Raw genomic sequence first — 20,793 nt, 5'->3', positions numbered from 1 at the left:
TTATTTCCCCCAAGAATCCTTCAACCCCACCGCCAAGTTAAACACCGGCCTCCTCGCCGCATGATCCACCCGATCCGCCGCAAAGTAGCCATGGCGCTCAAACTGGAACTTGTCGTCGGCCTTGGCCGCAGCCAGTGAGGGCTCGACCACGGCTTTCAGTACCTTCAGGCTGTTCGGGTTCAGGTTTTCAATAAAGTCCTTGCCACCGGCATCGGGGTGCGCTTCCACAAACAGGCGCTCGTACAGGCGCACTTCGGCCTGCACCGCATCGTTCACGCCGACCCAGGTGATCACGCCCTTGACCTTGACGCTGTCCGAACCGGGCGTGCCGCTCTTGGTGTCGGGGATCAGCGTGGCTTGCACTTCGGTGACATTGCCGCTGGCGTCTTTGGTGGCGCCTGTGCATTCGATGACGTGGCCGTATTTCAGGCGCACCTTGTTGCCGGGGAAGAGGCGGAAGAAACCTTTGGGCGGCGTTTCTTCGTAGTCGGTGCGTTCAATCCAGACTTCCTTGCCGATCTTGAAGTTGCGCTTGCCCAGATCGGGGTGGTGCGGGTGCACCGGGGCGGAGCAGTCGTCTAGCGTGCCTGCACCCATCACTTCGTCCCAATTGGTCAGCACCAGCTTGATGGGGTCTAGCACGGCCATGGCGCGCGGGGCTGTGCCGTCCAGGGTTTCGCGCAGGCAGCCTTCGAGCGTGCTGTAGTCGATCCAGCTGTCGCTCTTGGTCACGCCTATGCGTTCGGCAAACAGTTGCAGTGCTTCGGGCGTGTAGCCGCGGCGGCGCAGGCCGACGATGGTGGGCATGCGCGGGTCGTCCCAGCCGCTGACTTTGTGGTCGTACACCAGTTGCGCCAGTTTGCGTTTGCTGGTCAGCACATAGGTGAGGTTGAGGCGGGCAAATTCGTACTGGTGCGGGTGCGGCGTGGCCACCAGGCCGCCTTCGCACAGGCGATCGAGCAGCCAGTCGTAAAACGGGCGCTGGTCTTCAAACTCCAGCGTGCACAGGCTGTGGGTGATCTGCTCCAGCGCGTCTTCTATCGGGTGGGCAAAGGTGTACATCGGGTAGATGCACCAGGTGTCGCCGGTGTTGTGGTGGGTGGCGCGGCGTATGCGGTAGATGGCCGGGTCGCGCAGGTTGATGTTGGGGCTGGCCATGTCTATCTTGGCGCGCAGCACCATGGAGCCGTCTTCATGCTTGCCGTCGCGCATTTCCCTGAAGCGCGCCAGATTCTCGGCGGGCGTGCGGGCGCGGAAGGGGCTGTCGGTGCCGGGCTTGCCAAAGTCGCCACGGTTAATGCGCATCTGCTCCGAGGTCTGCTCGTCCACATAGGCGTGGCCGGCCTGAATCAGATATTCGGCGGCGCGGTACATGAAGTCGAAGTAGTCGCTGGCCTGGTAGAGGTTGGTTTCCGGGCCGTGGGGGCCCTGGCTTTCCCAGTCAAAGCCCAGCCACTTCACCGCATCAATGATGGAGTTGACGTATTCGGTGTCTTCTTTTTCGGGGTTGGTGTCGTCAAAACGCAGGTGGCATACGCCGCCGTATTCGCGCGCCAGGCCGAAGTTGATGCAGATGCTTTTGGCGTGGCCTATGTGCAGGTAGCCGTTGGGCTCGGGCGGAAAGCGCATGCGCACCTTGGCCGCATCGGGCTGGCCAGCGGCGTGATGGGCGGCGTCACCCGGGCCACCGCCCCAGCGGCGGCTGCCATACGTGCCTTCGGCCAGGTCTTTTTCGATGATCTGGCGCAAAAAATTGCTGGGCTTGTGGGCGTCTTTGTCGGCGGGGCTGGCGGCTTTGGTGGGGGCGGGGGAAGTCATCCCATGATTCTAGGCGCTCACCGGGCGGGGTTACGTTTGGCTACGCTCTTAACGGGGCATGCGGTAAGCCATTAGCCAAGTTCCGCGTTTAATAAGCACATGGGCATTTCATGCCTCTTACCTTGCGAAGGAAATACTTATGTTGAATACAAGCGCAATCAAGGCAAATCGTTCTGTGATCTTGGCCGGAGCCGCATTAGCAATCTCGGCTCTAGGTTTTGCCGGTGCCGCCCAGGCCAGAGACAACGTGTCCTGGTCGGTCGGCGTGGGCGCCCCCGGTGTGGCGGTGAACGTGGGCAATATGGCCCCGGTGTATATGCCGCAGCCGGTTTACGTACAGCCCGCACCGGTTTATGTACAACCCGCACCGGTTTACTACCAGCCGCGCCCGGTTTATGTGCAGCAGCAGCCCATTTATGTGGCGCCGCAGCCGGTGTATTACGGCCGTCCCCATGGTTGGCGCAAGCATCACCATGGCTATTACGCTCAGCCCAGCCCCAGTTATGCCCCGGTGTATTACCAGCGCGATGGCGGCAGGCATGACGGCCGCCGCTAAGCTGAGTTGATCTGAGTAAAAAAGCCTGCTTCATGCAGGCTTTTTTGTGGGTCAGTGCTGGTGGTTTGAGCGATGGTAACGACGCCAGCACGGCACTCTTCTCTTAAATGGCCTTGTAGAAGATGTAGTCGGCCTGGTATTTCACGACTTGTTTGGCGCCCGCATTGCCTGCGGTGCAGGCCGCATCAGGGGCAACACCGCCCTGGGTGGCGACGCGCTGGATGTAGGTCACACCGCTCATGACGCCGCTGCCCGTGGCCGGGTTGCCTTTGACCAGTTGCGAGGGAATGTTGCCCATGCCGTTGGGCGCCACGGCGATTTGCGTGGCGGTCAGCTTGGAGCCGTCCAGGCTTTCCCAGGTTGCGGGCGGGCCGTAGTACTTGCCAACTTGTTTGCCGCTACGGTCATGGAGCCAGGCGTTGGGGCCGACAAAGCTCCATTCAAACTGGCCTGCCATGTCTTTCTTGGGGTTGCACTGGTAGGTAATGTCACCCCTGCCCACGGTTTCCATGGCAACCTTGTGGCCGGCCGGCACCTGAACCGTGGCGGGCAGGCCGGCCTGCGAATACGCGGGGGCCATGGACGACATGCTGCCGCAAGCGGCCAGCAGGGAAACAGCCAGAACAGACGCTGAGGCGGTGGCAGTACGTAACATCATTTTGAACTCCTGAGTTGCTATGCGCCGACCCGGTTGGGCCAGCATGGGCAAGACGTCCGTGGCTAGCCTGCGGCTGGCGGCGTCTTGGAGCTAGTACGGCGCGCAGTGCGGACTGGATTCAAAAAACGCTGAATAAGGCAAAAATGGGCGGTTTTTGATCTGCCCGCCGCCATTGGGAGAACTGCTGGCTGCCCGGCTGCTGGGCGCCTATTGCCCGAAGCGCGGGCCCTGGCGCAAAAAGTCCTGTTCCTCGACCGTGCTCGTCCGCCCCAGCGCCGCATTGCGATAGGGGAAGCGACCAAAGCGCGCGATGATGGCCTGATGCTGGCGGGCGGCGTCTAAGTTGCCTTGGAGGCGCGGCTTCAGTGCTGCGGGCGCATCCGCTTGCAATTGGGCAAAGCGGGTAAGGCATTCGTCTTGCAGGGCCGGGTCTTCGGCATGCATCAGCGGCATGTACATGAAGACGCGGCCGACCCAGGGCAACTGCAGGTCTTCGTGGCGGGCCAGCGTCTGCAGCACCAATTGCTGGGCGCGCGCATCGCCGGCAAAGGCTTTGGCTGTGCCGCGAAACACATTGCGGGTGAACTGGTCCAGCAGTATCACCAGCGCCAGCCGGCTCAGGGCCTGCGCCTCCCAGTCTTGCAGCCCGCCCGCGACGGCCTGAGCTACCTGAGGGCCAAAGCGATCGCTGATGTCCTGGTCCAGCGCTGCACCGCCACCAAACCAGCGCTGGCCCAGGTCTTGTGTGGGCCAGTCCAGGCTCAGGCCGTCGGCCAGCCAGAAATCAAGAATTTTTGCAGCTGCGATCTGGGTGCTGGTTTGTTGGGGGAGGTCGCTGGGTGCAGTCATGGTGGGCCGAGCTTAGCAGCGGCGAAAACTGTTCAGGTCGCCTTAAGCCTGGCGGCGATAATCAGCAGCAATTTAAGGAGCCAGCGTTGGACATTGCACTGTTGATCAAAGCCGCCATCATGGGCATCGTGGAAGGGCTGACCGAGTTTCTTCCGATTTCCTCCACCGGACACCTGATTCTGGCCGGCTCCTTGCTGGGCTTTGACGACGACAAGGCCAAGGTCTTCGATATCGCCATTCAGACCGGCGCCATCTTTGCGGTGATTCTGGTGTACTGGCAAAAAATCCGCGACACGCTGGTGGCATTGCCAACAGAAAAGCAGGCGCAGCAATTTGCGCTGAATGTCTTGATCGCCTTTGTGCCTGCCGTGCTGCTGGGGCTGTTGTTTGGCAAGGCCATCAAGGCGCATTTGTTCACGCCGGTGGTGGTGGCCAGCACCTTCATCATTGGCGGCTTCATCATCTTGTGGGCGGAAAAGCGCCAGCAGCGTAACCCGGCGACGGCGCGCATTCATGCGGTCGAGGAGATGACGGCCATGGACGCGCTCAAGGTCGGCCTGGTGCAGTGCCTGGCCATGATTCCGGGCACCAGCCGCAGCGGCTCCACCATCATTGGTGGCATGCTGATGGGGCTGTCGCGCAAGGCCGCCACTGATTTTTCTTTTTACCTGGCCATTCCCACGCTGATAGGCGCCGGAGCTTACAGCCTGTACAAGGAGCGCGCGCTGCTGTCCATGGCTGATCTGCCGATGTTTGGCGTCGGCCTGCTGTTTTCCTTTATCAGCGCCTGGTTGTGCATTCGCTGGTTGCTGCGCTACATCGCCAGCCACAGCTTCGTGCCTTTTGCCTGGTACCGCATTGCCTTTGGCATCGTGGTGCTGGCCACCGCCTGGAGCGGCCTGGTGGTGTGGGCGGATTGATAAAGCCGCTCAGCTGAGCTGAGAAAGTAAAAAGGGTCCCGAACCATGTTCGGGACCCTTTTTTTCTTGGCGCAGTGTTTCAGGTTTGCTGGAGTTTTTTCACCAGTTCGGTGTAGCCCGCCATGGCGGCTTCGCTGGTTTGCCCCTTGCGTTTGGCCCAGGCGTCGTATTTGGCGCGGCCCACCATGTCCATCATGCCGGGGCGCTCGCCCGTTACGTCGCCGGCAGTGGCTTGCTTGTAAAGGGCATAGAGGTCTAGCAAGGCTTCGTTGTCGGGCGGCTTGCTCAGGGTTTTGACGGCCACGCCGGCGGCTTCAAAGGCGCGCTCCAGCTCGGTCGGACCGGCATTGACGGCCAGGGCTTCGCCGAAATACGCATCTTCCAGCGCCACCTCGTCGGGAAACCAGCGCGCGTCCAGCAGCCGGCCGGAGCGCACGGCAAAGGCCAGCACGCCTTGCGAGAGCAAGGTGCCCGCGCTCAGTGTGGCCGGCCAGACGGCCATGCCGGCATTGAACACCGGCTGGCCGAAAGCGCTGAAGCGAACCGGTGCCTGCGCTGCATCGGCGGCCCATTGCTGTAGCTTGAGCAAGCCTTTGTGGCCACGGTAGATGCCGCTGGCGCGGTTCTGGCCGGGCTGGAACCAGGCCATGTCTGACGTGCCTTTGGCAATCAGTCCGGCGAAGTCACCGGCCTCCAGGCTGGCGCGCAATTCCTCGGCAAAGGCCTGCAAGGCCTCGGGGCTCATTTTTGCGTCTTCGACGGCCATGCCCAGCGAGGCGGCGCTGCTGGCGCCAAAGAACTCAAGCACGCAGCGCGCCACCTGTTCGCGGTCGTTGTCGACGCAGATCATGTGATAGCTGTTCTCCAGCACCACCATGCGGGCCTTGGCGCCGCCTATCTGCTCGACCAGGTAGTTGGCCGAATTCAGGCTGGTGAGTTCGTCTTCGCGGGCATGGATGACCAGGGTTTCGCTGACCATGGTTTTGAGTCCGCGCATGACCCAGCCACGCAGCCGGTCGACCTGGCGCACGCAGGCCAGCGGCACCCAGCGGTAGTGAAAGTTTTCGCCGCGCGCAAACTTGGCCTTGACGATGGCGCGCAGCTGTTCATTCTTGATGCCGAAGGGGTCTTCTTCTTCGACCTTCATGCGCGCCGGCACGCCGGGCACGTGATACAGCAGATGGCGCGCCGGCGCGTACCAGGGCGTGGCCCAGCCGTCCAGGTAAATCGGTGGCGCCAGCACAATCAGCCGGCCCCGGGTATGGCGCTGGCGCTTGGCCAGTTCAACGGCCAGCAGCGCTCCCATGCACATGCCCATCAGGTGAAAGGTTTCGTGCTGCGCCAGAACATGAGCAGGGTCGTGGCCCCGGCCACAAACTGCGCCGTGCCCATGCCGCCAGAGCGCTGGACGCGAAAGCCGGCAAAGGCGGTGACCAGCGGTGCGATCAGCAAGATGCCGACAAAGCTGGTGCAGAGCCAGACCCGCCATTCCGAGGCCAGGGCCAGCGGCTGCGGCAGCGCCCAGCTCCACAACATGATGGCCATGCTGGCGCCCAGCGCCGAGGTCAGCAGCGCGCCCAGCAGCAGTCCGGCGTAGGCCTTGCCCGCATGGGTCTGAGCTTCGGGCCCGGTCGCGCGAAATTGCCGTGCCACCCAGGCCGGCGGAAAGAGCTTCCGTCAGGCCAAAGCCCAGCGCGGGCAAAACGCGGTGATTGAGGGCAGGGGCATGAAATTTCCTGGAAGGCGTCGGCTGCTGTTGGGGGCCGGCGCTTGATGACGTGGCGCTAGTTTAGCCAGTCCTGCTTGAGGCTATGTGGCGGCCGTTGGGGCTGCGTGAGCGGGCTTTTTAGCCGTGCAGATCTGGTTTAAGGGTATTTACGCATTTGAGTCATTTTTCCATTTGTCTACAATATGGATCATGTATCTACAATATGGACAAATTGAAATGCCAGTTGATTCCCCCGATAACACCCCCTTGATGCCTTACCAATATCCGAATCCGCCGGATGCGCTGCCGGAAATCGTCGTGCAGCATGCGATTCCGACGGACGAGCGGCTCTGGGTGCCGCAGGCCGAAAATGTCTGGTTCCGTCCGCTGTGCCTGAACGCCAGCCAGGGCTACTGGACGAATTTGCTGCGTGTGCGCAAGTCCGGCGTGCTCAGCCGTCATCGCCATCCGCAGGCCGTGCACGGCTTTGTGCTCAAGGGGCGCTGGCGCTATCTGGAGCATGACTGGGAGGCCACGGAAGGCAGCTACGTTTTCGAGCCGCCCGGCGAAACCCACACGCTGTACGTGCCGGAAGACGTGGAGGAAATGATCACCTTCTTTCAGGTCAACGGTGTCATGTACTACACCGACCCTTGGGGCAAGGGCATGGGCTACGAGGACGTGTTCACCAAGATCGAGATGTGCAACAAGCACTTCGAAGCCGTGGGCCTGGGCGCCGACTACACCAAGCAATTCATTCGCTGACATGGCTTACGCAAACGCAAGCTACGACTTCACGGGCTGCGTGGCCGTGGTCACGGGCGGTGCCAGCGGCATAGGCGCCGAGGTGGCGCAGCAGCTGCGGGCCGGCGGTGCCACGGTGGTGGTCTGGGACCTGGCGGCGCCGTCAGACGAGGCCCATGCCTTGCGCGTTGACGTGACGGATAGGGCCGGCGTGGAGCAGGCCGCCCAGGAAACCGTAGCGGGCTGGGGGCGCATCGATTTCCTGGTCAATAGCGCAGGCTATGCCGGACCCACGGTGGCGCTCGATGCCTATGACCCGGATGCCTGGACGCGCATCGTGGAGGTCAATCTGCTGGGCGTGTTCAACACCTGTCGTGCGGTGGTGCCGCAGCTGCGCCAGGCTGGCCGTGGCCGCATCGTCAACATCGCTTCGCTGGCCGGCAAGGAGGGCACGCCCAACGCCTCGGCCTATAGCGCCGCCAAGGCGGGCGTTCTGGCGCTGACCAAATCGCTGGGCAAGGAACTGGCCACTGCCGGCATCCTGGTCAACGCGATTGCGCCGGCCGCGGTGCGCACGCCCATCCTGGCGCAGATGTCGCCCGCTCATGTGCAGACCATGATCGACAAAAGCCCGATGCAACGCCTGGGCGAGACGCAGGAAGTGGCCGAGATGGTGGCCTGGCTGTGTTCGGGCTCCTGCAGTTTCAACACCGGGGCGGTCTTCGATCTCTCCGGCGGGCGCGCCACGTACTGAAGGACGCTGGCCCGGACGACTTTGTTTTCCCGATTCCATAACCACAACCCTAGAGGAGACTTTTCATGAACATCAATTCCAAGCGCCGCCTGGCCGTTTTGGCCAGCCTGCCCGCCCTGTTCGCCGTCACGGCGGGCCTGACGGTGGGCGCACAGGCCCAGACCCCGGCCAGCAACTTCCCCAGCCGCCCGGTCGAACTGGTCGTGCCCTTCCAGCCGGGCGGTGGTACCGATGCACTGGCCCGCGCCTTTGCCGACGCCAGCCGCAAGCACATGCCGCAAAGCATGATCATTCTCAACAAGCCAGGCGCCAGCGGCGCCATCGGCTGGCAGGAGGTGATCAACGCCAAGGCCGACGGCTACAAGCTGGCCGTGGTGACCGTGGAAGTCACCACCTTGCCGCACATGGGTCTGGCCAAGTTCACCTATGACGACCTCAGCCCGATCGCGCGCCTCAACGCCGACCAGGCCGCCATCACCGTGCGCGCCGATGCGCCCTGGAACACCATAGAGGAATACCTCGCCGCCGCCCGCAAAGACAGCGGCAAGATCGGTGTCGGCAATGCGGGCAATGGCTCGATCTGGCATCTGGCCGCCGCGGCGCTGGAAGACAAGACCAATGTGAAGTTCAACCATATCCCCTTCCAGGGCGCGGGCCCGGCCGTGCTGGCGCTGCTGGGCGGGCATGTGGACTCGGTGGCCGTGAGTCCGGCGGAAGTCAGCACCTATCTGGCGGCTGGCAAGCTCAAGATGCTGGCCGTGATGGCCGACCAGCGCATCAAGGGCTTCGAGAAAGTGCCGACGCTCAAAGAGCGCAACATTGACCTGACGATTGGCACCTGGCGCGGCATCGCGGCGCCCAAGAACACGCCGCCCGAAGTCGTCGCCTACCTCAAGACTGTGGCCCTCAAGGCGTCCAGCGAGCCGGCCTTCCGCGAAGTGCTGGAAAAGCAGAACCTGGGCTTTGCCTATGCCGATGACACCGCCTTCAAGGCCAGCATGGCCAAGGACAGCGCCTACTTCAAGACCCTGATGGCCAAGCTCAACATCAAGAACTAGGCCGAAAAACCAGTTTCTTAAGCAAAAAAGGCCTGTAGCCCATACGCTACAGGCACTAGCAGCTATTAATTTGATAGCTTCTACGGCTCCAGGCGGCTTGGCCGCCTTTTTCTCTGCCTTTGACGACACAGGACTATTGATGACTTACCAGACAGCACTTTTCACCGGCAAGCGGGCGCTGGTCGCCGGTGCCACCCAGGGCATAGGTGCCGTGATCGCCAACCATTTGGCCGCGCTGGGTGCGGACGTCACGGCCCTCGGCCTGGGCCCGGGCGATGGCACGCTGGACGCGGCCGTCAAGGTGCGGCAGTGCGATGTGACTTCGGCGCCCAGCGTGGATACGGCGCTGGCCGACATCGATCGGCTCGACATTGTTTTCAACTGCGCCGGCATCATCAAGCGCGGCGCCGAGCATGATCTCGAAGTTTTTCAGCAGGTGCTGGCGGTCAACCTGACCGGCACCATGCGGGTCTGCACCGCCACGCGCGAACGCCTGAAGGCCAGCCGCGGCTGCATCGTCAATACCGCCTCCATGCTGAGCTTTTTCGGCGGTGGCCTGGTGCCTGGCTACGCCGCCAGCAAGGGCGGGGTGGCGCAACTCACCAAGTCGCTGGCGATCGCCTATGCCGCCGACGGTATTCGCGTCAACGCGATTGCCCCCGGCTGGATCGCTACGCCCTTAACCCAGGCGCTGCAGGACGACCCAGCCCGCGCCGGCCCGATTCTGGCCCGCACCCCACTGGGCCGCTGGGGCACGCCGGCCGATGTGGCGCAGGCGGCCATGTTTCTGTGCACGCCGGCCGCGGCCTTCATGACCGGCGTGATACTGCCGGTGGACGGCGGCTACATGGTGGCCTGAGGGCGGGGCGGCATAATCCGGTCCACTCCCGCTTCCATCCAGATACTCATCGACTTGCCCATGCCTGTTTCCCGGCCCCCCGCTCATCCACCCGCCCCGGCACAGGTTGCGGGGACGGCCGCGTTCTCCAAGTTCATGCATGTGTTGCAGCTGGTGGCCGACTCCACCGAGCCGCTCAATGTGGCCGCGCTGATGCGGGCCAGCGGCTATCCGCGACCCACGGTGCACCGCATCGTCGCGGCCCTGCTGGCCGAGCGGCTGCTGGTGGAGACCACGCGCGGCGCCTTCCTGGCGCTGGGGCCGCGGCTGATCCAGCTGGCCAGTCGCAGCTGGGGGCGCTCCGAGTTGCGCCTGGCGGCGGTGGACGAGCTCAAGCGGCTGCGCGACGTCACGGGTGAAACCGTGCACCTGGCCGTGCCCAATGGCAGCACCATGGTCTTCATCGAAAAGCTCGAAAGTCCAAGTGCCGTGCGCATGTCTTCCCGCATCGGCACCAGCGTGTCCCTGCATGCCACCGCGGTGGGCAAAGCCTATATGGCGGCACTGGGGACGGCAGAACTTGAAGCCTTGTTGCCGACGCTGACCTTGCCGCGCTACACCGAACACACCCTGGTCGAGCTGACCGATCTGCGTGCCGAGTTGCAGCGCATACGAGCGCGCGGCTGGTCGGTGGACAGCGAAGAAAACGAGATGGGCATCTATTGTTTCGGCGCAACCATCCTGGGCAGCCGCGGCGTGCCGGTGGCCGCGATCAGCGTCAGCACCTTGATGTTCCGGAAAAAGGAAAATCCGGAACAGGCTTATGTAGCGCCGCTGCTGGAGGCCTGCAGGGCTATCTCGGCGCGGATTGCCGAGACGCCGGCGCTTTCGGCTGCGGATGTTCTGTAGGGGGGCGTTGGTTTTTTTGAGGGTTGCTGGCCGGGGGTAGCCCGGCGGCTACTCACTTTCTTTTGCTTCGCCAAAAGAAAGTAAGCAAAGAAAAGGCGACCCTGCTGTCTGCGGCCCTTCGCTGCGCTACGGGCACCCTGCGGTGCTCGGTCCAAGCGGGGTCCGCGCAAACTCGCTTCACTGCGTTGCGCTCAAACAGCGCGCGGCCCTGATCCGCCTGGCCCTGCGCTCCTCGGCGCAGCCAGAAGGGCTTGAGGGAAAAATACAAACAGCCAAATACGCAGAACGCGCTTTGCGCGTTCTGCTCCCCGATTCCGATTCCGCTTTTTGTCTCCAACCCGTCCTGGCTGGGCTGAGCAGCGCAGGAGGGGACGGATAAAAATTTTAGATGTCCGAAGGCGGCGAAGCCGACAAGTTTCTAAAATTTCCGTCTCCTCCGAGCAGCGCAAGGTGCCCGGAGCGCAGCGTAGGGACCCAGACTGCGGGTCGCCTTTCTTTTGCTTACTTTTCTTTGGCGAAGCAAAGAAAAGTGAGTCGCCCGCCGGGGCGAGACCCGGCCTCCACCCTCAGCAAATCCAACCCCAGACCTCTCAATCAGCAAAAATTCCGCAAAGCCGCCTCAACCGCCGCCGCCGTAGCCTCAGGCTTTTCCATAGGAAACAAATGGCTGCCATCCAGCATCATGATGCGGCCCTTGGTGACTTTCTGGGTCATCGCCATCCCAACTTGCTTCATCTCCACCGACTGGCATCCGCCGATAAAGGCCGCCGGGCATTTGAGTGGATGGCGCTTGAGCAGGGCTTCCAGGTTGTCGGGCAAGGTGTTGTAGATGGCGGTTTCCACGTCGCGGTCAAAGCTCAGCAGGCGCTGATCGGGCGCTGTGCCGTCGTGGGTGCCGTGCTCGATGTAGTCGAGCAGGACCTGCTCGTCCCAGCGGGCGAAGGCTTTTTTGCTGCGGAAATGCGCCAGCACCTCGTCCCGGTTCTGCCACTGGAATTTGCGTCTGCGGCTGATGGCGCCGGGCGAGACTGAGCCCACCAGTTGCGCGCGCTTGGCCACATTCAGCGCGGTGGCGCGCCAGCCGCCCAGGATGGGCGAGTCGAGCAGCAGTACGCCACGCACAGCCTGGCTGCCCAGCACCGGGTTGCGGGCGGCGCACATCAGGCTTAAGAAACCGCCCAGCGAATGGCCGACCAGAAAGGCCGGCTGGCCGGATTTTTCAACTTCCTGGCTGGTGAAATCGGCCAGCTGCTGCACCAGATGCGGCCAGTTGCTGGTGACCGGGTAGCGCGGGTCGTGGCCGAATTTCTCTATCGCCTTGACCTGAAAGCCCCTGGCTTTCAGGCTTTGGAACAAGACACCATAGGTGCTGGCTGGAAAGCTGTTGCCGTGGGAAAAAATGATGAGGGGTTTGGAACTGGAGGGCACAGTTTGGCGGCGCCGCGGCGCGTGGGTTGCAGGTGTCAGCCTGAGGACTAAATGAGCTTTTGCTCGGGAGTGCTGATTTTTTTCAGCGCCGCATGACGGGGGGCTTGCAACTTGATGGGCGTCTCGGTGGGTTGGTCGTCCCAGACCGGATCTTCAATGCTGTCAAACACGGCGCGGAGTTTTTCGCCCCAGCTGCTGTGCAGCATCTGGTAGTAGGGGTTGTCGTGGTCTATGCAGACCATTTTTTCGCTTTTGAAACTGTCCGCCTCATAGACCACCAGGTCCAGCGGCAGGCCCACCGAGAGATTGGATTTCATGGTCGAGTCCATGGACACCAGCACGCATTTGGCGGCTTCGGCCAGCGGCGTCTCGGGGGTCAGCACACGGTCCAGCACCGGCTTGCCGTATTTGGATTCGCCGACCTGGAAGTAGGGCGTCTCGTCGGTGGCCTCAATGAAGTTGCCGGCCGAGTAGACCTGGAACAGGCGCATGCCTTCGCCGCGAATCTGGCCGCCGAACACCAGCGACACGTTGAAATCCACATCGGCGTTTTTCAGCGCCTCGGCATCGCGTTCGTAGACGCGGCGAATCGCCGAACCCAGCACGCGGGCGGCGTCAAACATGCTTTTGGCATTCCAGATGGTGATGGGCTCGGCGTGCTCATGGTCCTTGAGTTGCTCGATCTGCAGGATCTCGCGCACCGATTGCGAGATGGACAGGTTGCCGGCCGTCAGCAGCACCATGAAGCGGTCGCCGGTCTTCTCGTAGACGATCATTTTGCGGAAGGTGCTGATGTAGTCCAGGCCTGCGTTGGTACGGGAGTCGGACAAAAACACCAGCCCGGCGTTGAGTTTGGCGGCGACACAGTAAGTCATAGGCGAGTTGGAGTTCGTTGTGAGGTAGGGGTGGCGCTGGGTCACGATGCGAGGGACAGCTTTTTCAGCCGGTACAGCGCTTCCAGCGCTTCACGCGGGCTGAGCGCGTCGGGGTCTATGCCTGCCAATGCCTGGATGGCGGCACTTTGCACGGGTGCGGCGGCTTCTGGCGGCGCGGCAAACAAGTCCACCTGGGCCTGGGCTTGGCTTTGGTGAGCCTCCAGCGCCGTCAGCGCGTGGCGCGCATGGTTGACCACGGCGGCCGGCACACCGGCGAGCTTGGCCACGGCAATACCGTAGCTCTTGCTGGCTGGGCCGGGTTCTATGTGGTGCAGGAACACGATGTCGGCGCCGGATTCGACCGCGCTGACGTGCACGTTGATGGCGCCATGGTGTTGGGCCGGGAACTCGGTCAGCTCGAAGTAGTGGGTGGCAAACAGCGTGAAGGCCTGGGTCTTGTTGTGCAGATAGGCGGCAATGCCGCCGGCCAGCGCCAGGCCGTCAAAGGTCGAGGTGCCGCGGCCGATCTCGTCCATCAGCACCAGCGAGTGCGGGGTGGCGGCGTGCAGGATTTGCGCCGCTTCCAGCATTTCCAGCATGAAGGTCGATTGCGCGTTGGCCACATCGTCGGCCGCGCCTATGCGGGTGTGAATGGCGTCTATGGGGCCGAGCCGGCAGTGGCTGGCGGGCACATAAGAGCCCACGCTGGCTAGCAAGACGATCAGCGCCACCTGGCGCATATAGGTCGATTTACCGCCCATGTTGGGGCCGGTGATGATTTGCATGCGGCTCTTGCCGGTGAGGCAGCAGTCGTTGGCAATGAAGGCGCCGCCGCCCGTCTCGGCCAGCCGCGCTTCCACCACCGGGTGCCGGCCCTGGGCGATGTCTATGCAGGGCTCTATGACAAACTGCGGCGCGCACCAGTTCAGGGTCAGCGAGCGTTCGGCCAGCGCGCACAGCACATCGAGCGAGGCGATGGCGCGCGCCAGCCGGCTCAGCGCCGGGACGAAGTTCTGCAACTGATCGAGCAACTGCTCGTACAGCCACTTCTCGCGCGCCAGTGCGCGCTCCTGCGCCGACAAGGCCTTGTCTTCAAAGGCCTTGAGTTCGGGCGTGATGTAGCGCTCGGCATTCTTCAGGGTCTGGCGGCGCCGGTAGTCGTCGGGCACTTTGTCGACCTGGCCCTGCGTGACCTCGATGTAAAAGCCGTGCACCTTGTTGAACTGCACGCGCAGGTTGGCAATGCCGGTGCGGGCTTTTTCGCGGCCTTCCAGGTCCAGCAAAAACTCATCGCAATTGGTCTGTATGGCGCGCAGCTCGTCCAGGTCGGCGTCGCAGCCGTGGTTGATGACGCCGCCGTCGCGAATCAGCGCTGCCGGCTCGTCAAGAATGGAGTGGCGCAGCAGCTCGGCGCAACCGGCCGGTGGCTGCAAATCTTCGAAAATCTTGCTTAAAAGTGCCGCTAGCCCAGTATCCACGGGTGCAAGCAGCTCTGTTTTTTGTAGCGTATCGCGCAAGGCCACGAGCTCGCGCGGCCGCACCTGGCGTAGCGCGATGCGGGCGGTGATGCGTTCCACGTCGCTGCAGCCCTTGAGCCGGGCGCGCAGGCTTTGCTGGGCGCCGCCGCGCAGCTGCGTGATGGCGTCCAGTCTGGCCGCAGCCTGGGCGCGGTCGCGGCGGGGGCTGAGCAGCCAGCTTTTCAGCGCCCGGCTGCCCATGCCGGTGGTGCAGCTGTCGAGCAGCGAAAACAGCGTCGGCGAGTCTTCGCCGCGCAGGGTTTGCGTCAGTTCCAGATTGCGCCGCGTGCTGGGCGGCAGCTCGATCAGCTCGCCCGTGCGCACCACCTGCAAGCCTTGCACATGGGGCAGGGCGCGGCCCTGCGTGTGCTCGGCATAGCCCAGCAGCGCCGAGGCGGCGGCGTGGGCTTCGCGCAGGTCTTCGGCATTCCAGGCGGCCAGCGAGGCCACCTTGAGCTGCTCCAGCAGGCGGCGCGCGCCCAGCGCGCCATCAAACTGCCAGGCCGGCCTGGCGCTGGTGGCGCAGCGCTGGGTTTTCAGGCGCTGCTCGAAAGCCTGCGTGACATCCACGTTGTAGAGCAGCTCGCTGGGCGCAATCCGGGCCAGCCAGGTTTCCAGCTCGTCATTGGGGCAATGGGCCAGGTTGATTTCGCCCTGCGTGACGCTAAGCCAGGCCAGGCCGCAGGTGTTGCGGGGCCCCTGATGCACCGCCAGCAGTATGGCTTCGGTCTTGTCGCTGAGCAGCTCGGTGTCGGTCAGCGTGCCTGGCGTGACCACGCGCACCACCTTGCGCTCTACCGGGCCCTTGCTGGTGGCAACATCGCCGACCTGCTCGCAAATGGCCACCGACTCGCCCAGCTTGATGAGCTTGGCCAGATAGCCTTCCAGCGAGTGAAAGGGGATGCCGGCCATGACCACGGGTTCACCGGCCGACTGGCCGCGTTTGGTCAGGGTGATGTCCAGCAGGCGCGCGGCTTTCTCGGCATCCGCGAAGAAAACCTCGTAAAAGTCGCCCATGCGGTAAAACACCAGCGTGTCGGGGTAGCCGGCCTTGATGCCCAGATATTGGGTCATCATGGGAGTGTGCTCTGAGACTCCTTTTGGGGTGGATTTCAAAACGCCTATTTCCTTGTAAATCAATGGCTTGCAGCCGCCTGGAGCTTCGCTTGCCGTCATGCATCGTCATTATTTTCAACATCCCCAGGCCCCATGGGGCTGTGCGGGGATAGCTCTTTGTGAGAACACGGTTCACTGAAACTTAAGTCCCTGAGTCCGCATGGCGACGAAAAAGGGAGAGAAACCCGCCCGCCACGCCCGTGTTCAAGACCGATCTTGATCTCAGGATTATCGAGGGTTTGGGGCTGTCCCGGATGCCGTTGGGCTAGGGCGCCAGCCACTGCCCGGTATCCGGGCACACCATGGCCGGTGCGCCGTTCAGCCAGACTTGCTCTTCAGTCAGTTGCAATGCTGCCTGAGGGGCTATGTCGAAGACGACGCCAAGGGCGCGCGCCACTTGGGCGTCTTCGATGGGAAGCTCCCAGGTCAGAAACACTTGGGTGCAGTCCAGCTCGGGCGGGAAGTCGGCCTTATTGAAGCCGCTGCTGCTGCGTTGAATGACGGCGTGCGGCTGGCCGGTATCGAAGATCACCACCGTTCCTCGGCTCAGGGGGATGCGACGCCCTGTAGCGGGGAAGTGCAAGTCCAGGCCCCTGTCCTCGCTCAGGAAGAGATTGCAAAAAGCCGCACTGCCATACTGCGCGCCGTCGTGGTGGTATCTCGCACCGCGGCAGGCCATCAGCGCCACATCGCTCTGGGCCAGCAGCTCAGGCAGGCCGAGCGTGCGGATCCACTCGGACACCGCCTGCACGCAGTGCTTGTAGTCCGGCCAGCGCACGCGCGCACGCGCCAATGGCAAGGCTTCGACGTCGCCGGGTTCCAGTTCCAGGCGCGAAGCGAGCTCTTTTTTCCAATCGGTAGTCAGTCGTGCAGGAGGCATGGGCACGTCGAGCGCGCCCGATAGCAGGACATCACTCACGCTGCGACTGCGAATGGCGTCGCCACTCCAAAAATAGGATGTAAGAAGGTCTCGCACGTGATGCTGTTGAAGGGGCTGGCTCATCGGGTTCAGTGTAATGAGGCTAGCCACGGAAGCCGCGAGCGCCACCCCGACTCAAGGCCGTCGAAATGCGGTCCTTTGCTTTGACCAGTAGCCGGAAGCTAACTGATCCATGCGTACCGTGCCCCCGGTGGAGGGCGCGTGCACAAATCGCCCCTCTCCCACGTAGATACCCGCGTGGGTGGGGTTTCTATCCGTACCAAAAATGACCAAATCGCCGGTGCGCAGTTCATCTGGGGCTATGGCTTGGCCAAAACCGCCCAGTTGCGCCACGGTGCGTGGCGGGGCCATGCCGGCGCGGCGGCTGTACACGTAGCCAATGAGGCCGCTGCAATCGAAGCCGCTGTCGGGTGTGTTGCCACCATAGCGGTACGGTGTGCCGACCAGACCTAGTGCGTGGATAGCGATGTCGCTGGCCTGATCGGGTGAGAGGCGGGAATAGGCAGGGGCGCCGCGTGGTGGCGCTGGCACTGGGGCGGTGCTGCAAGCGGCCAGCATCAGCAGTGCGGTGCTCAGGGTCAGGCAGGGAAGAATACGCATGGCTCAAGGGTAACGGATGCACGAGCGGATTCTTTCCCTAACGCTGTGACGTCCGGCTGCTGCAGCGTGACTTAGATTAGATGCGAATCCGGTCGGCCGCCAAGCGCAGCTCCCTGGCCATGGCACAGGCCAGCTGCAGGCGGCGCAGCAGCCAGGGCGTGAGGTCGGTTGCGACCAGCCAATCCGGACGCGACAGATAGGGCTGGCCGGCGATGCTGAAGCCGGGGTCTTGGTCTGGCGCAGCACTGGGCGCCGCGTCTGATAGCACTGCTTCTATGTATTGAGCGGCCTGCTGCAAGGCCGGTGTGGCGCTTTCCATATCGAGCTGGCCGCGCCGCAGCAGCAACAGGGACTTGACGGCGGTGAGCTGGGCCAACAACTGGTAGCTGCGTGCCTGCAGGGCTTCCAGCAGCTTTAGCGGAGGGCGCACCTGGCGCGGTTCGGCCAGGCTGCGCTGGGTTGCCAGGGTCAGCGCCGACAGGCTGTCATAGGCTTCGCGGCGGGCCAGCCGCCAGTGCACATCGGAGGTTTGGGCGCCGCTCAGCAGGGTCAGCGCCAGCTTGGCGTGCTGGCTTTGCGCCTTGACGCTGCGCCGTACCAGGGCCGGAATCTGGTTGCGCTCCCAGGCCGGCAGCACGTAGCTGAACAGCCAGGCCAGCAGGGCGCCGAGCACGGTGTCGGCCAGCCGCTCGGCAATGGCAAAGGTGGGCTGCAGGCCCACCAGCAGCAAATGGGCCTGCAGCAGGCCGCTGACGGTGCCCGCAATCGTGGTGTAGAGGTAGCGGCGCAGGGCAAAGGCGTGGGCGAGGCCGGTGGCCAGCGCAACGATCAGGAATAGCAGCTTGGCGCCCGGATGGGTCATCAAGAGGGCCATCACCAGCAGGCAGCCAAGCACGGTGCCGGCGACGCGGGCATTGCGGCGCTGCAGGGTTTGCGCCAGATTGCCGCGCATGACGACGACGATGGTGATCAGTATCCAGTATTCGTGTGTGGCCCAGGGCAGGTGCAGGGCCACGGCATAGCCGGTGGCCACGGCCAGCGTGGCGCGCAGTGCGTAGCGCAGGGTCGGTGCGCGCCAGCTCAGCTGCCCCAGCAGTGGTTTCCAGCTCCAGGTGGTGGCGCTGACGAAAAGCTGCCACTGGCTGCGCACCTGGCTCAGCTCGGGCGCCACGTCGCCACGCGCCAGGGCCGCGATCTTTACCGCCTCGTCATTGATGTGGCCTATGCGGTCGGCCATGTTGCGCAGCAGCGCGGCGACGTCGGTCGTGTCGGTCAGGATTGGCTCGGGCGCCAGGGGCGCGATGCGGGCCGGGCGCGGTGGCAGCACGCCAACCAGTTGCGGGCGCAGGTCGGGGATGGCGCGTATGGCCAGCTGGCGCCGGCCCAGCAGCAAGGCCAGGCTCAGCGCTTCCAGCTCGGCGGCGCTGCTGTTCAGCGCCTGCTGCAGGTTGGACAGCAGGGGAATGCTGGTTTGTTGTTCCAGCAGTACATCCAGGTCCAGGTCGCAGGCCAGTTGGTGATCGCGCGCCTCCAGCAGGCTGAGCAGCATCGCCGCGTACTGCTGACGCGCCCGTGTGGTGGGCGACTCCAGCACCACATCGCGGGTGTTTTGCAGGTGATCGGCAAACGTTGCTTGCTGGTCCAGCATGACCGCCAGCAAGGCCTGATGATCGGGTTGCGGGGTAAAGCGCCGGGCTTGGGTGCGCAAAATCTGGGCAAAGCTGTACAGACATTCGGCCAGCAGCTGGGCGCGAAAACGTTGGTTGAGCAGATGGGTGGTGAGTACGGCCCAGAGCAGGTAGAGCGCGGCACCGGCCATGAACCAGGCTGTATGCAGGCCGATTTGCGCCAGCGAGCTGATGGGCGGCGCCGCCATTGCAAACAACATGGAAAACAGCAGCGAAAAACAGATGGGGCCACCGCGCTTGCCCCAGGCCATCAGCATCACGGCCAGAAAGGTGCCGGCGACCAGCACAATGCCCAGCAACAGGCTGTCTTGACGCGTCAGTTGCACCAGCACGAACAGGGGCGTGCCCAGCAGCGGCGCCGGTAGTACCTGCATGAGCTTGCGCCGGCGCGGCGCCGGAACGTCGGGCAGGCTGGTGATGATGATGCCGACAGCGGCGCTGGCGGCCGCTGCAAGACCGGCGGTTTCGAACAAGGCCAGCATGATCAGTACCAGGCCCAGCGCGACCGAGAGTCCGTTGGTGACGTATTGGCTGAGAGCAACGCGTAGCCAGCCTTGTGCTCTTGTCTGCAGCCAGGCGGCCAGTGGAGGCAGGGTGTTCCGGTTGGGCGGGTGCTGCTTCATGGTGCGAGGCCCCCACTTTACCGAATCACGGCGCCGGTTTCAGCTTCTGGGGCCAAAAGACTGCAATCCTGGCCTCTGTCGGGTTCGCTGCCCTGGGTGATGCGCGGTGTGTTTGCCGCGTGGTAAGTTCAGCGCCCTGGTCGTTCCGAAGGGGCATTCGACCCCGAAGTACACTTGTTGGACCTGAGTCCGTCATGCCATGCGGGTGGCGATTGGCGGTGTTCAGGGCTAACTTTTTGCATGCTCAAAACCTGGAGTTCAAGCGCTTGTGGCAGGCCATGTGTCCCCGTCTAAATTCAACCATTGCGTCGCTGACGCCTGCGGCACCCCGATACCCGTCGCAAGTACTGATTTATGGAAAACAAGCCGAACGCCGTTTTAAATGAGCCTGTTGCACAGACTGAGAGTCGTGCTGCCCTGCATGAAACCCTCAGGCTGTATCTGGGCTATCTGGCGCTGGGTTTGGTTTGCCTTGTTGTTGGCTTGCTGGCTTTCCCGATGCGCGTGATGCTGCCCCGGGTGTTGAGCAAGCGATTGGGGCGCAAGCTGATCGCCACGACTTTTCGGGCTTACTTGCGTTTTTTGCTGCTTATGGGCGCTTGCCGCTTTGATCTGAGCGAGCTCGATGCATTGCGCCACGGGCCGGCCCTGATCATCGCGCCCAACCATCCTTCGCTGCTCGATGCCATCATGATCGTGTCGCGTCTGCCCGATACGGCTTGCATCATGAAAGCCGAGATCGTCAACAGTGTTTTTTTTGGTGTTGGTGCCAGGCTGGTGGGCTACATCCGCAACACGCCGCTGCGCACCATGGTGCAATTGGCGGTTGCCGATCTGCGCCAGGGTAGCCATTTGCTGCTGTTTCCCGAGGGCACGCGTACGACCCGATTTCCGGTTGGCCCCATGCAGGGAACGACCGGCCTGATTGCCAAATATGCGGGCGTGCCGGTGCAGACGGTTTTTATTGAAACCAACTCGGGTTTTCTTGGCAAAGGCTGGTCAGTCTGGCGGGCGCCGAAAATGCCCGTCACCTACTGCCTACGTCTTGGCCGGCGCTTTGCACCTCCCCAGGATACCGCCCGTTTCACCCGCGAGCTGGATCAGTACTTTCAGTCCGAGCTGGCGCATGCGCAGCTGCCCCGCTTCCCCGCGTCGGTGCCGCCGGCCTGAGTGGCCCCGCGCGCTGTTTTTTAT

General features: G+C 63.2%; 19 protein-coding genes. 8 read left to right on the top strand and 11 right to left on the bottom strand.

Translation table 11 applies throughout. From position 1 onward, the window contains the following. On the bottom strand, nucleotides 1-1,818 hold the full coding sequence (locus tag BM160_RS02350; protein WP_091999823.1) for a glutamine--tRNA ligase/YqeY domain fusion protein: 1,818 nt from the start codon (nucleotides 1,816-1,818) through the stop codon (nucleotides 1-3). 139 nt (nucleotides 1,819-1,957) lie between these two features. On the opposite strand from BM160_RS02350, the gene BM160_RS02345 reads away from it, so the two are divergent. Next, nucleotides 1,958-2,374 carry a hypothetical protein gene (locus tag BM160_RS02345; protein WP_091999820.1) on the top strand — a complete coding sequence of 139 codons (417 nt, stop codon included), beginning with the start codon at nucleotides 1,958-1,960 and terminating at the stop codon, nucleotides 2,372-2,374. 103 nt (nucleotides 2,375-2,477) lie between these two features. On the opposite strand, the gene BM160_RS02340 is transcribed toward BM160_RS02345, so the two are convergent. Together BM160_RS02340 and BM160_RS02335 are read right to left on the bottom strand one after the other, a co-directional pair. Continuing rightward, nucleotides 2,478-3,032, bottom strand: a complete 555-nt coding sequence (locus BM160_RS02340; protein ID WP_091999816.1) for a DUF3455 domain-containing protein — start codon at nucleotides 3,030-3,032, stop codon at nucleotides 2,478-2,480. Between the two features lie 207 nt (nucleotides 3,033-3,239). After that, nucleotides 3,240-3,881 (bottom strand): DUF924 family protein, encoded by a 642-nt coding sequence (locus BM160_RS02335; protein ID WP_091999813.1) that lies wholly within the window; start codon nucleotides 3,879-3,881, stop codon nucleotides 3,240-3,242. Nucleotides 3,882-3,967: 86 nt separating this feature from the next. Between BM160_RS02335 and BM160_RS02330 the strand changes: the two genes are divergently transcribed. Next, nucleotides 3,968-4,801 (top strand): undecaprenyl-diphosphate phosphatase, encoded by an 834-nt coding sequence (locus BM160_RS02330; RefSeq protein ID WP_091999810.1) that lies wholly within the window; start codon nucleotides 3,968-3,970, stop codon nucleotides 4,799-4,801. Between the two features lie 79 nt (nucleotides 4,802-4,880). Here the strand turns inward: BM160_RS02330 and BM160_RS22710 are convergent, their stop codons facing one another. Next, a complete protein-coding gene (locus BM160_RS22710) occupies nucleotides 4,881-6,107 on the bottom strand; it encodes an acyl-CoA-binding protein (RefSeq protein WP_255368570.1) in 1,227 nt (408 codons plus the stop codon). A gap of 11 nt (nucleotides 6,108-6,118) precedes the next feature. Then, nucleotides 6,119-6,454, bottom strand: coding sequence for an MASE1 domain-containing protein (locus BM160_RS22075; RefSeq protein WP_143093161.1), 336 nt, complete (start codon nucleotides 6,452-6,454; stop codon nucleotides 6,119-6,121). Between the two features lie 292 nt (nucleotides 6,455-6,746). Here BM160_RS22075 and BM160_RS02320 point away from each other — a divergent pair, with 292 nt between their 5' ends. The 5 genes from BM160_RS02320 (at nucleotide 6,747) to BM160_RS02300 (ending at nucleotide 10,812) form a co-directional block, all read left to right on the top strand. Further along, complete coding sequence (locus BM160_RS02320; protein ID WP_092000428.1) at nucleotides 6,747-7,274, top strand: 2,4'-dihydroxyacetophenone dioxygenase family protein; 528 nt, start codon at nucleotides 6,747-6,749, stop codon at nucleotides 7,272-7,274. Between the two features lies 1 nt (nucleotide 7,275). Further along, a complete protein-coding gene (locus BM160_RS02315) occupies nucleotides 7,276-8,007 on the top strand; it encodes an SDR family NAD(P)-dependent oxidoreductase (protein ID WP_091999805.1) in 732 nt (243 codons plus the stop codon). Nucleotides 8,008-8,072: 65 nt separating this feature from the next. After that, nucleotides 8,073-9,065 (top strand): tripartite tricarboxylate transporter substrate binding protein, encoded by a 993-nt coding sequence (locus BM160_RS02310; protein ID WP_091999800.1) that lies wholly within the window; start codon nucleotides 8,073-8,075, stop codon nucleotides 9,063-9,065. 139 nt (nucleotides 9,066-9,204) lie between these two features. Next, entirely contained in the window at nucleotides 9,205-9,924 is a 720-nt protein-coding gene (locus tag BM160_RS02305; RefSeq protein WP_092000425.1) for an SDR family NAD(P)-dependent oxidoreductase, read from the top strand. Between the two features lie 60 nt (nucleotides 9,925-9,984). Further along, nucleotides 9,985-10,812 carry an IclR family transcriptional regulator gene (locus BM160_RS02300; RefSeq protein WP_091999797.1) on the top strand — a complete coding sequence of 276 codons (828 nt, stop codon included), beginning with the start codon at nucleotides 9,985-9,987 and terminating at the stop codon, nucleotides 10,810-10,812. Between the two features lie 594 nt (nucleotides 10,813-11,406). On the opposite strand, the gene BM160_RS02290 is transcribed toward BM160_RS02300, so the two are convergent. The 6 genes from BM160_RS02290 to BM160_RS02265 form a co-directional block, all read right to left on the bottom strand. After that, a complete protein-coding gene (locus tag BM160_RS02290) occupies nucleotides 11,407-12,240 on the bottom strand; it encodes an alpha/beta hydrolase (RefSeq protein ID WP_091999794.1) in 834 nt (277 codons plus the stop codon). Nucleotides 12,241-12,287: 47 nt separating this feature from the next. Further along, entirely contained in the window at nucleotides 12,288-13,115 is an 828-nt protein-coding gene (locus tag BM160_RS02285; RefSeq protein ID WP_091999791.1) for a proteasome-type protease, read from the bottom strand. A gap of 41 nt (nucleotides 13,116-13,156) precedes the next feature. Further along, nucleotides 13,157-15,709 carry a DNA mismatch repair protein MutS gene (gene mutS, locus BM160_RS02280; RefSeq protein ID WP_091999787.1) on the bottom strand — a complete coding sequence of 851 codons (2,553 nt, stop codon included), beginning with the start codon at nucleotides 15,707-15,709 and terminating at the stop codon, nucleotides 13,157-13,159. A gap of 304 nt (nucleotides 15,710-16,013) precedes the next feature. After that, nucleotides 16,014-16,751, bottom strand: coding sequence for a hypothetical protein (locus tag BM160_RS02275; protein WP_091999784.1), 738 nt, complete (start codon nucleotides 16,749-16,751; stop codon nucleotides 16,014-16,016). Between the two features lie 51 nt (nucleotides 16,752-16,802). Then, nucleotides 16,803-17,288 carry a C40 family peptidase gene (locus tag BM160_RS02270; protein WP_091999780.1) on the bottom strand — a complete coding sequence of 162 codons (486 nt, stop codon included), beginning with the start codon at nucleotides 17,286-17,288 and terminating at the stop codon, nucleotides 16,803-16,805. 76 nt (nucleotides 17,289-17,364) lie between these two features. Next, entirely contained in the window at nucleotides 17,365-19,599 is a 2,235-nt protein-coding gene (locus BM160_RS02265; RefSeq protein ID WP_091999775.1) for an FUSC family protein, read from the bottom strand. Between the two features lie 354 nt (nucleotides 19,600-19,953). Between BM160_RS02265 and BM160_RS02260 the strand changes: the two genes are divergently transcribed. Next, on the top strand, nucleotides 19,954-20,769 hold the full coding sequence (locus BM160_RS02260) for a lysophospholipid acyltransferase family protein (protein WP_091999770.1): 816 nt from the start codon (nucleotides 19,954-19,956) through the stop codon (nucleotides 20,767-20,769). Nucleotides 20,770-20,793 lie beyond the last annotated feature (24 nt).

Source organism: Polaromonas sp. OV174 (assembly GCF_900112285.1).
Classification (GTDB): Bacteria; Pseudomonadota; Gammaproteobacteria; order Burkholderiales; family Burkholderiaceae_C; genus Polaromonas.
The sequence above is the reverse complement of the archived record's forward strand: the minus strand, read 5'-3'. Positions and strand labels throughout refer to the sequence as shown.

Bases quoted from the DNA above. Each gene is read 5' to 3' on its own strand.
- BM160_RS02345 (WP_091999820.1), top strand. From the start codon at position 1,958: ATGTTGAATACAAGCGCAATCAAGGCAAATCGTTCTGTGATCTTGGCC.
- BM160_RS02305 (WP_092000425.1), top strand. From the start codon at position 9,205: ATGACTTACCAGACAGCACTTTTCACCGGCAAGCGGGCGCTGGTCGCC.
- BM160_RS02315 (WP_091999805.1), top strand. From the start codon at position 7,276: ATGGCTTACGCAAACGCAAGCTACGACTTCACGGGCTGCGTGGCCGTG.
- BM160_RS02300 (WP_091999797.1), top strand. From the start codon at position 9,985: ATGCCTGTTTCCCGGCCCCCCGCTCATCCACCCGCCCCGGCACAGGTT.
- BM160_RS02335 (WP_091999813.1), bottom strand. From the start codon at position 3,881: ATGACTGCACCCAGCGACCTCCCCCAACAAACCAGCACCCAGATCGCA.
- BM160_RS02265 (WP_091999775.1), bottom strand. From the start codon at position 19,599: ATGAAGCAGCACCCGCCCAACCGGAACACCCTGCCTCCACTGGCCGCC.
- BM160_RS02260 (WP_091999770.1), top strand. From the start codon at position 19,954: ATGGAAAACAAGCCGAACGCCGTTTTAAATGAGCCTGTTGCACAGACT.
- BM160_RS02270 (WP_091999780.1), bottom strand. From the start codon at position 17,288: ATGCGTATTCTTCCCTGCCTGACCCTGAGCACCGCACTGCTGATGCTG.
- BM160_RS22710 (WP_255368570.1), bottom strand. From the start codon at position 6,107: ATGGGAGCGCTGCTGGCCGTTGAACTGGCCAAGCGCCAGCGCCATACC.
- BM160_RS02320 (WP_092000428.1), top strand. From the start codon at position 6,747: ATGCCAGTTGATTCCCCCGATAACACCCCCTTGATGCCTTACCAATAT.
- BM160_RS02275 (WP_091999784.1), bottom strand. From the start codon at position 16,751: ATGAGCCAGCCCCTTCAACAGCATCACGTGCGAGACCTTCTTACATCC.
- BM160_RS02310 (WP_091999800.1), top strand. From the start codon at position 8,073: ATGAACATCAATTCCAAGCGCCGCCTGGCCGTTTTGGCCAGCCTGCCC.
- BM160_RS02285 (WP_091999791.1), bottom strand. From the start codon at position 13,115: ATGACTTACTGTGTCGCCGCCAAACTCAACGCCGGGCTGGTGTTTTTG.
- BM160_RS02350 (WP_091999823.1), bottom strand. From the start codon at position 1,818: ATGACTTCCCCCGCCCCCACCAAAGCCGCCAGCCCCGCCGACAAAGAC.
- BM160_RS02340 (WP_091999816.1), bottom strand. From the start codon at position 3,032: ATGATGTTACGTACTGCCACCGCCTCAGCGTCTGTTCTGGCTGTTTCC.
- mutS (WP_091999787.1), bottom strand. From the start codon at position 15,709: ATGATGACCCAATATCTGGGCATCAAGGCCGGCTACCCCGACACGCTG.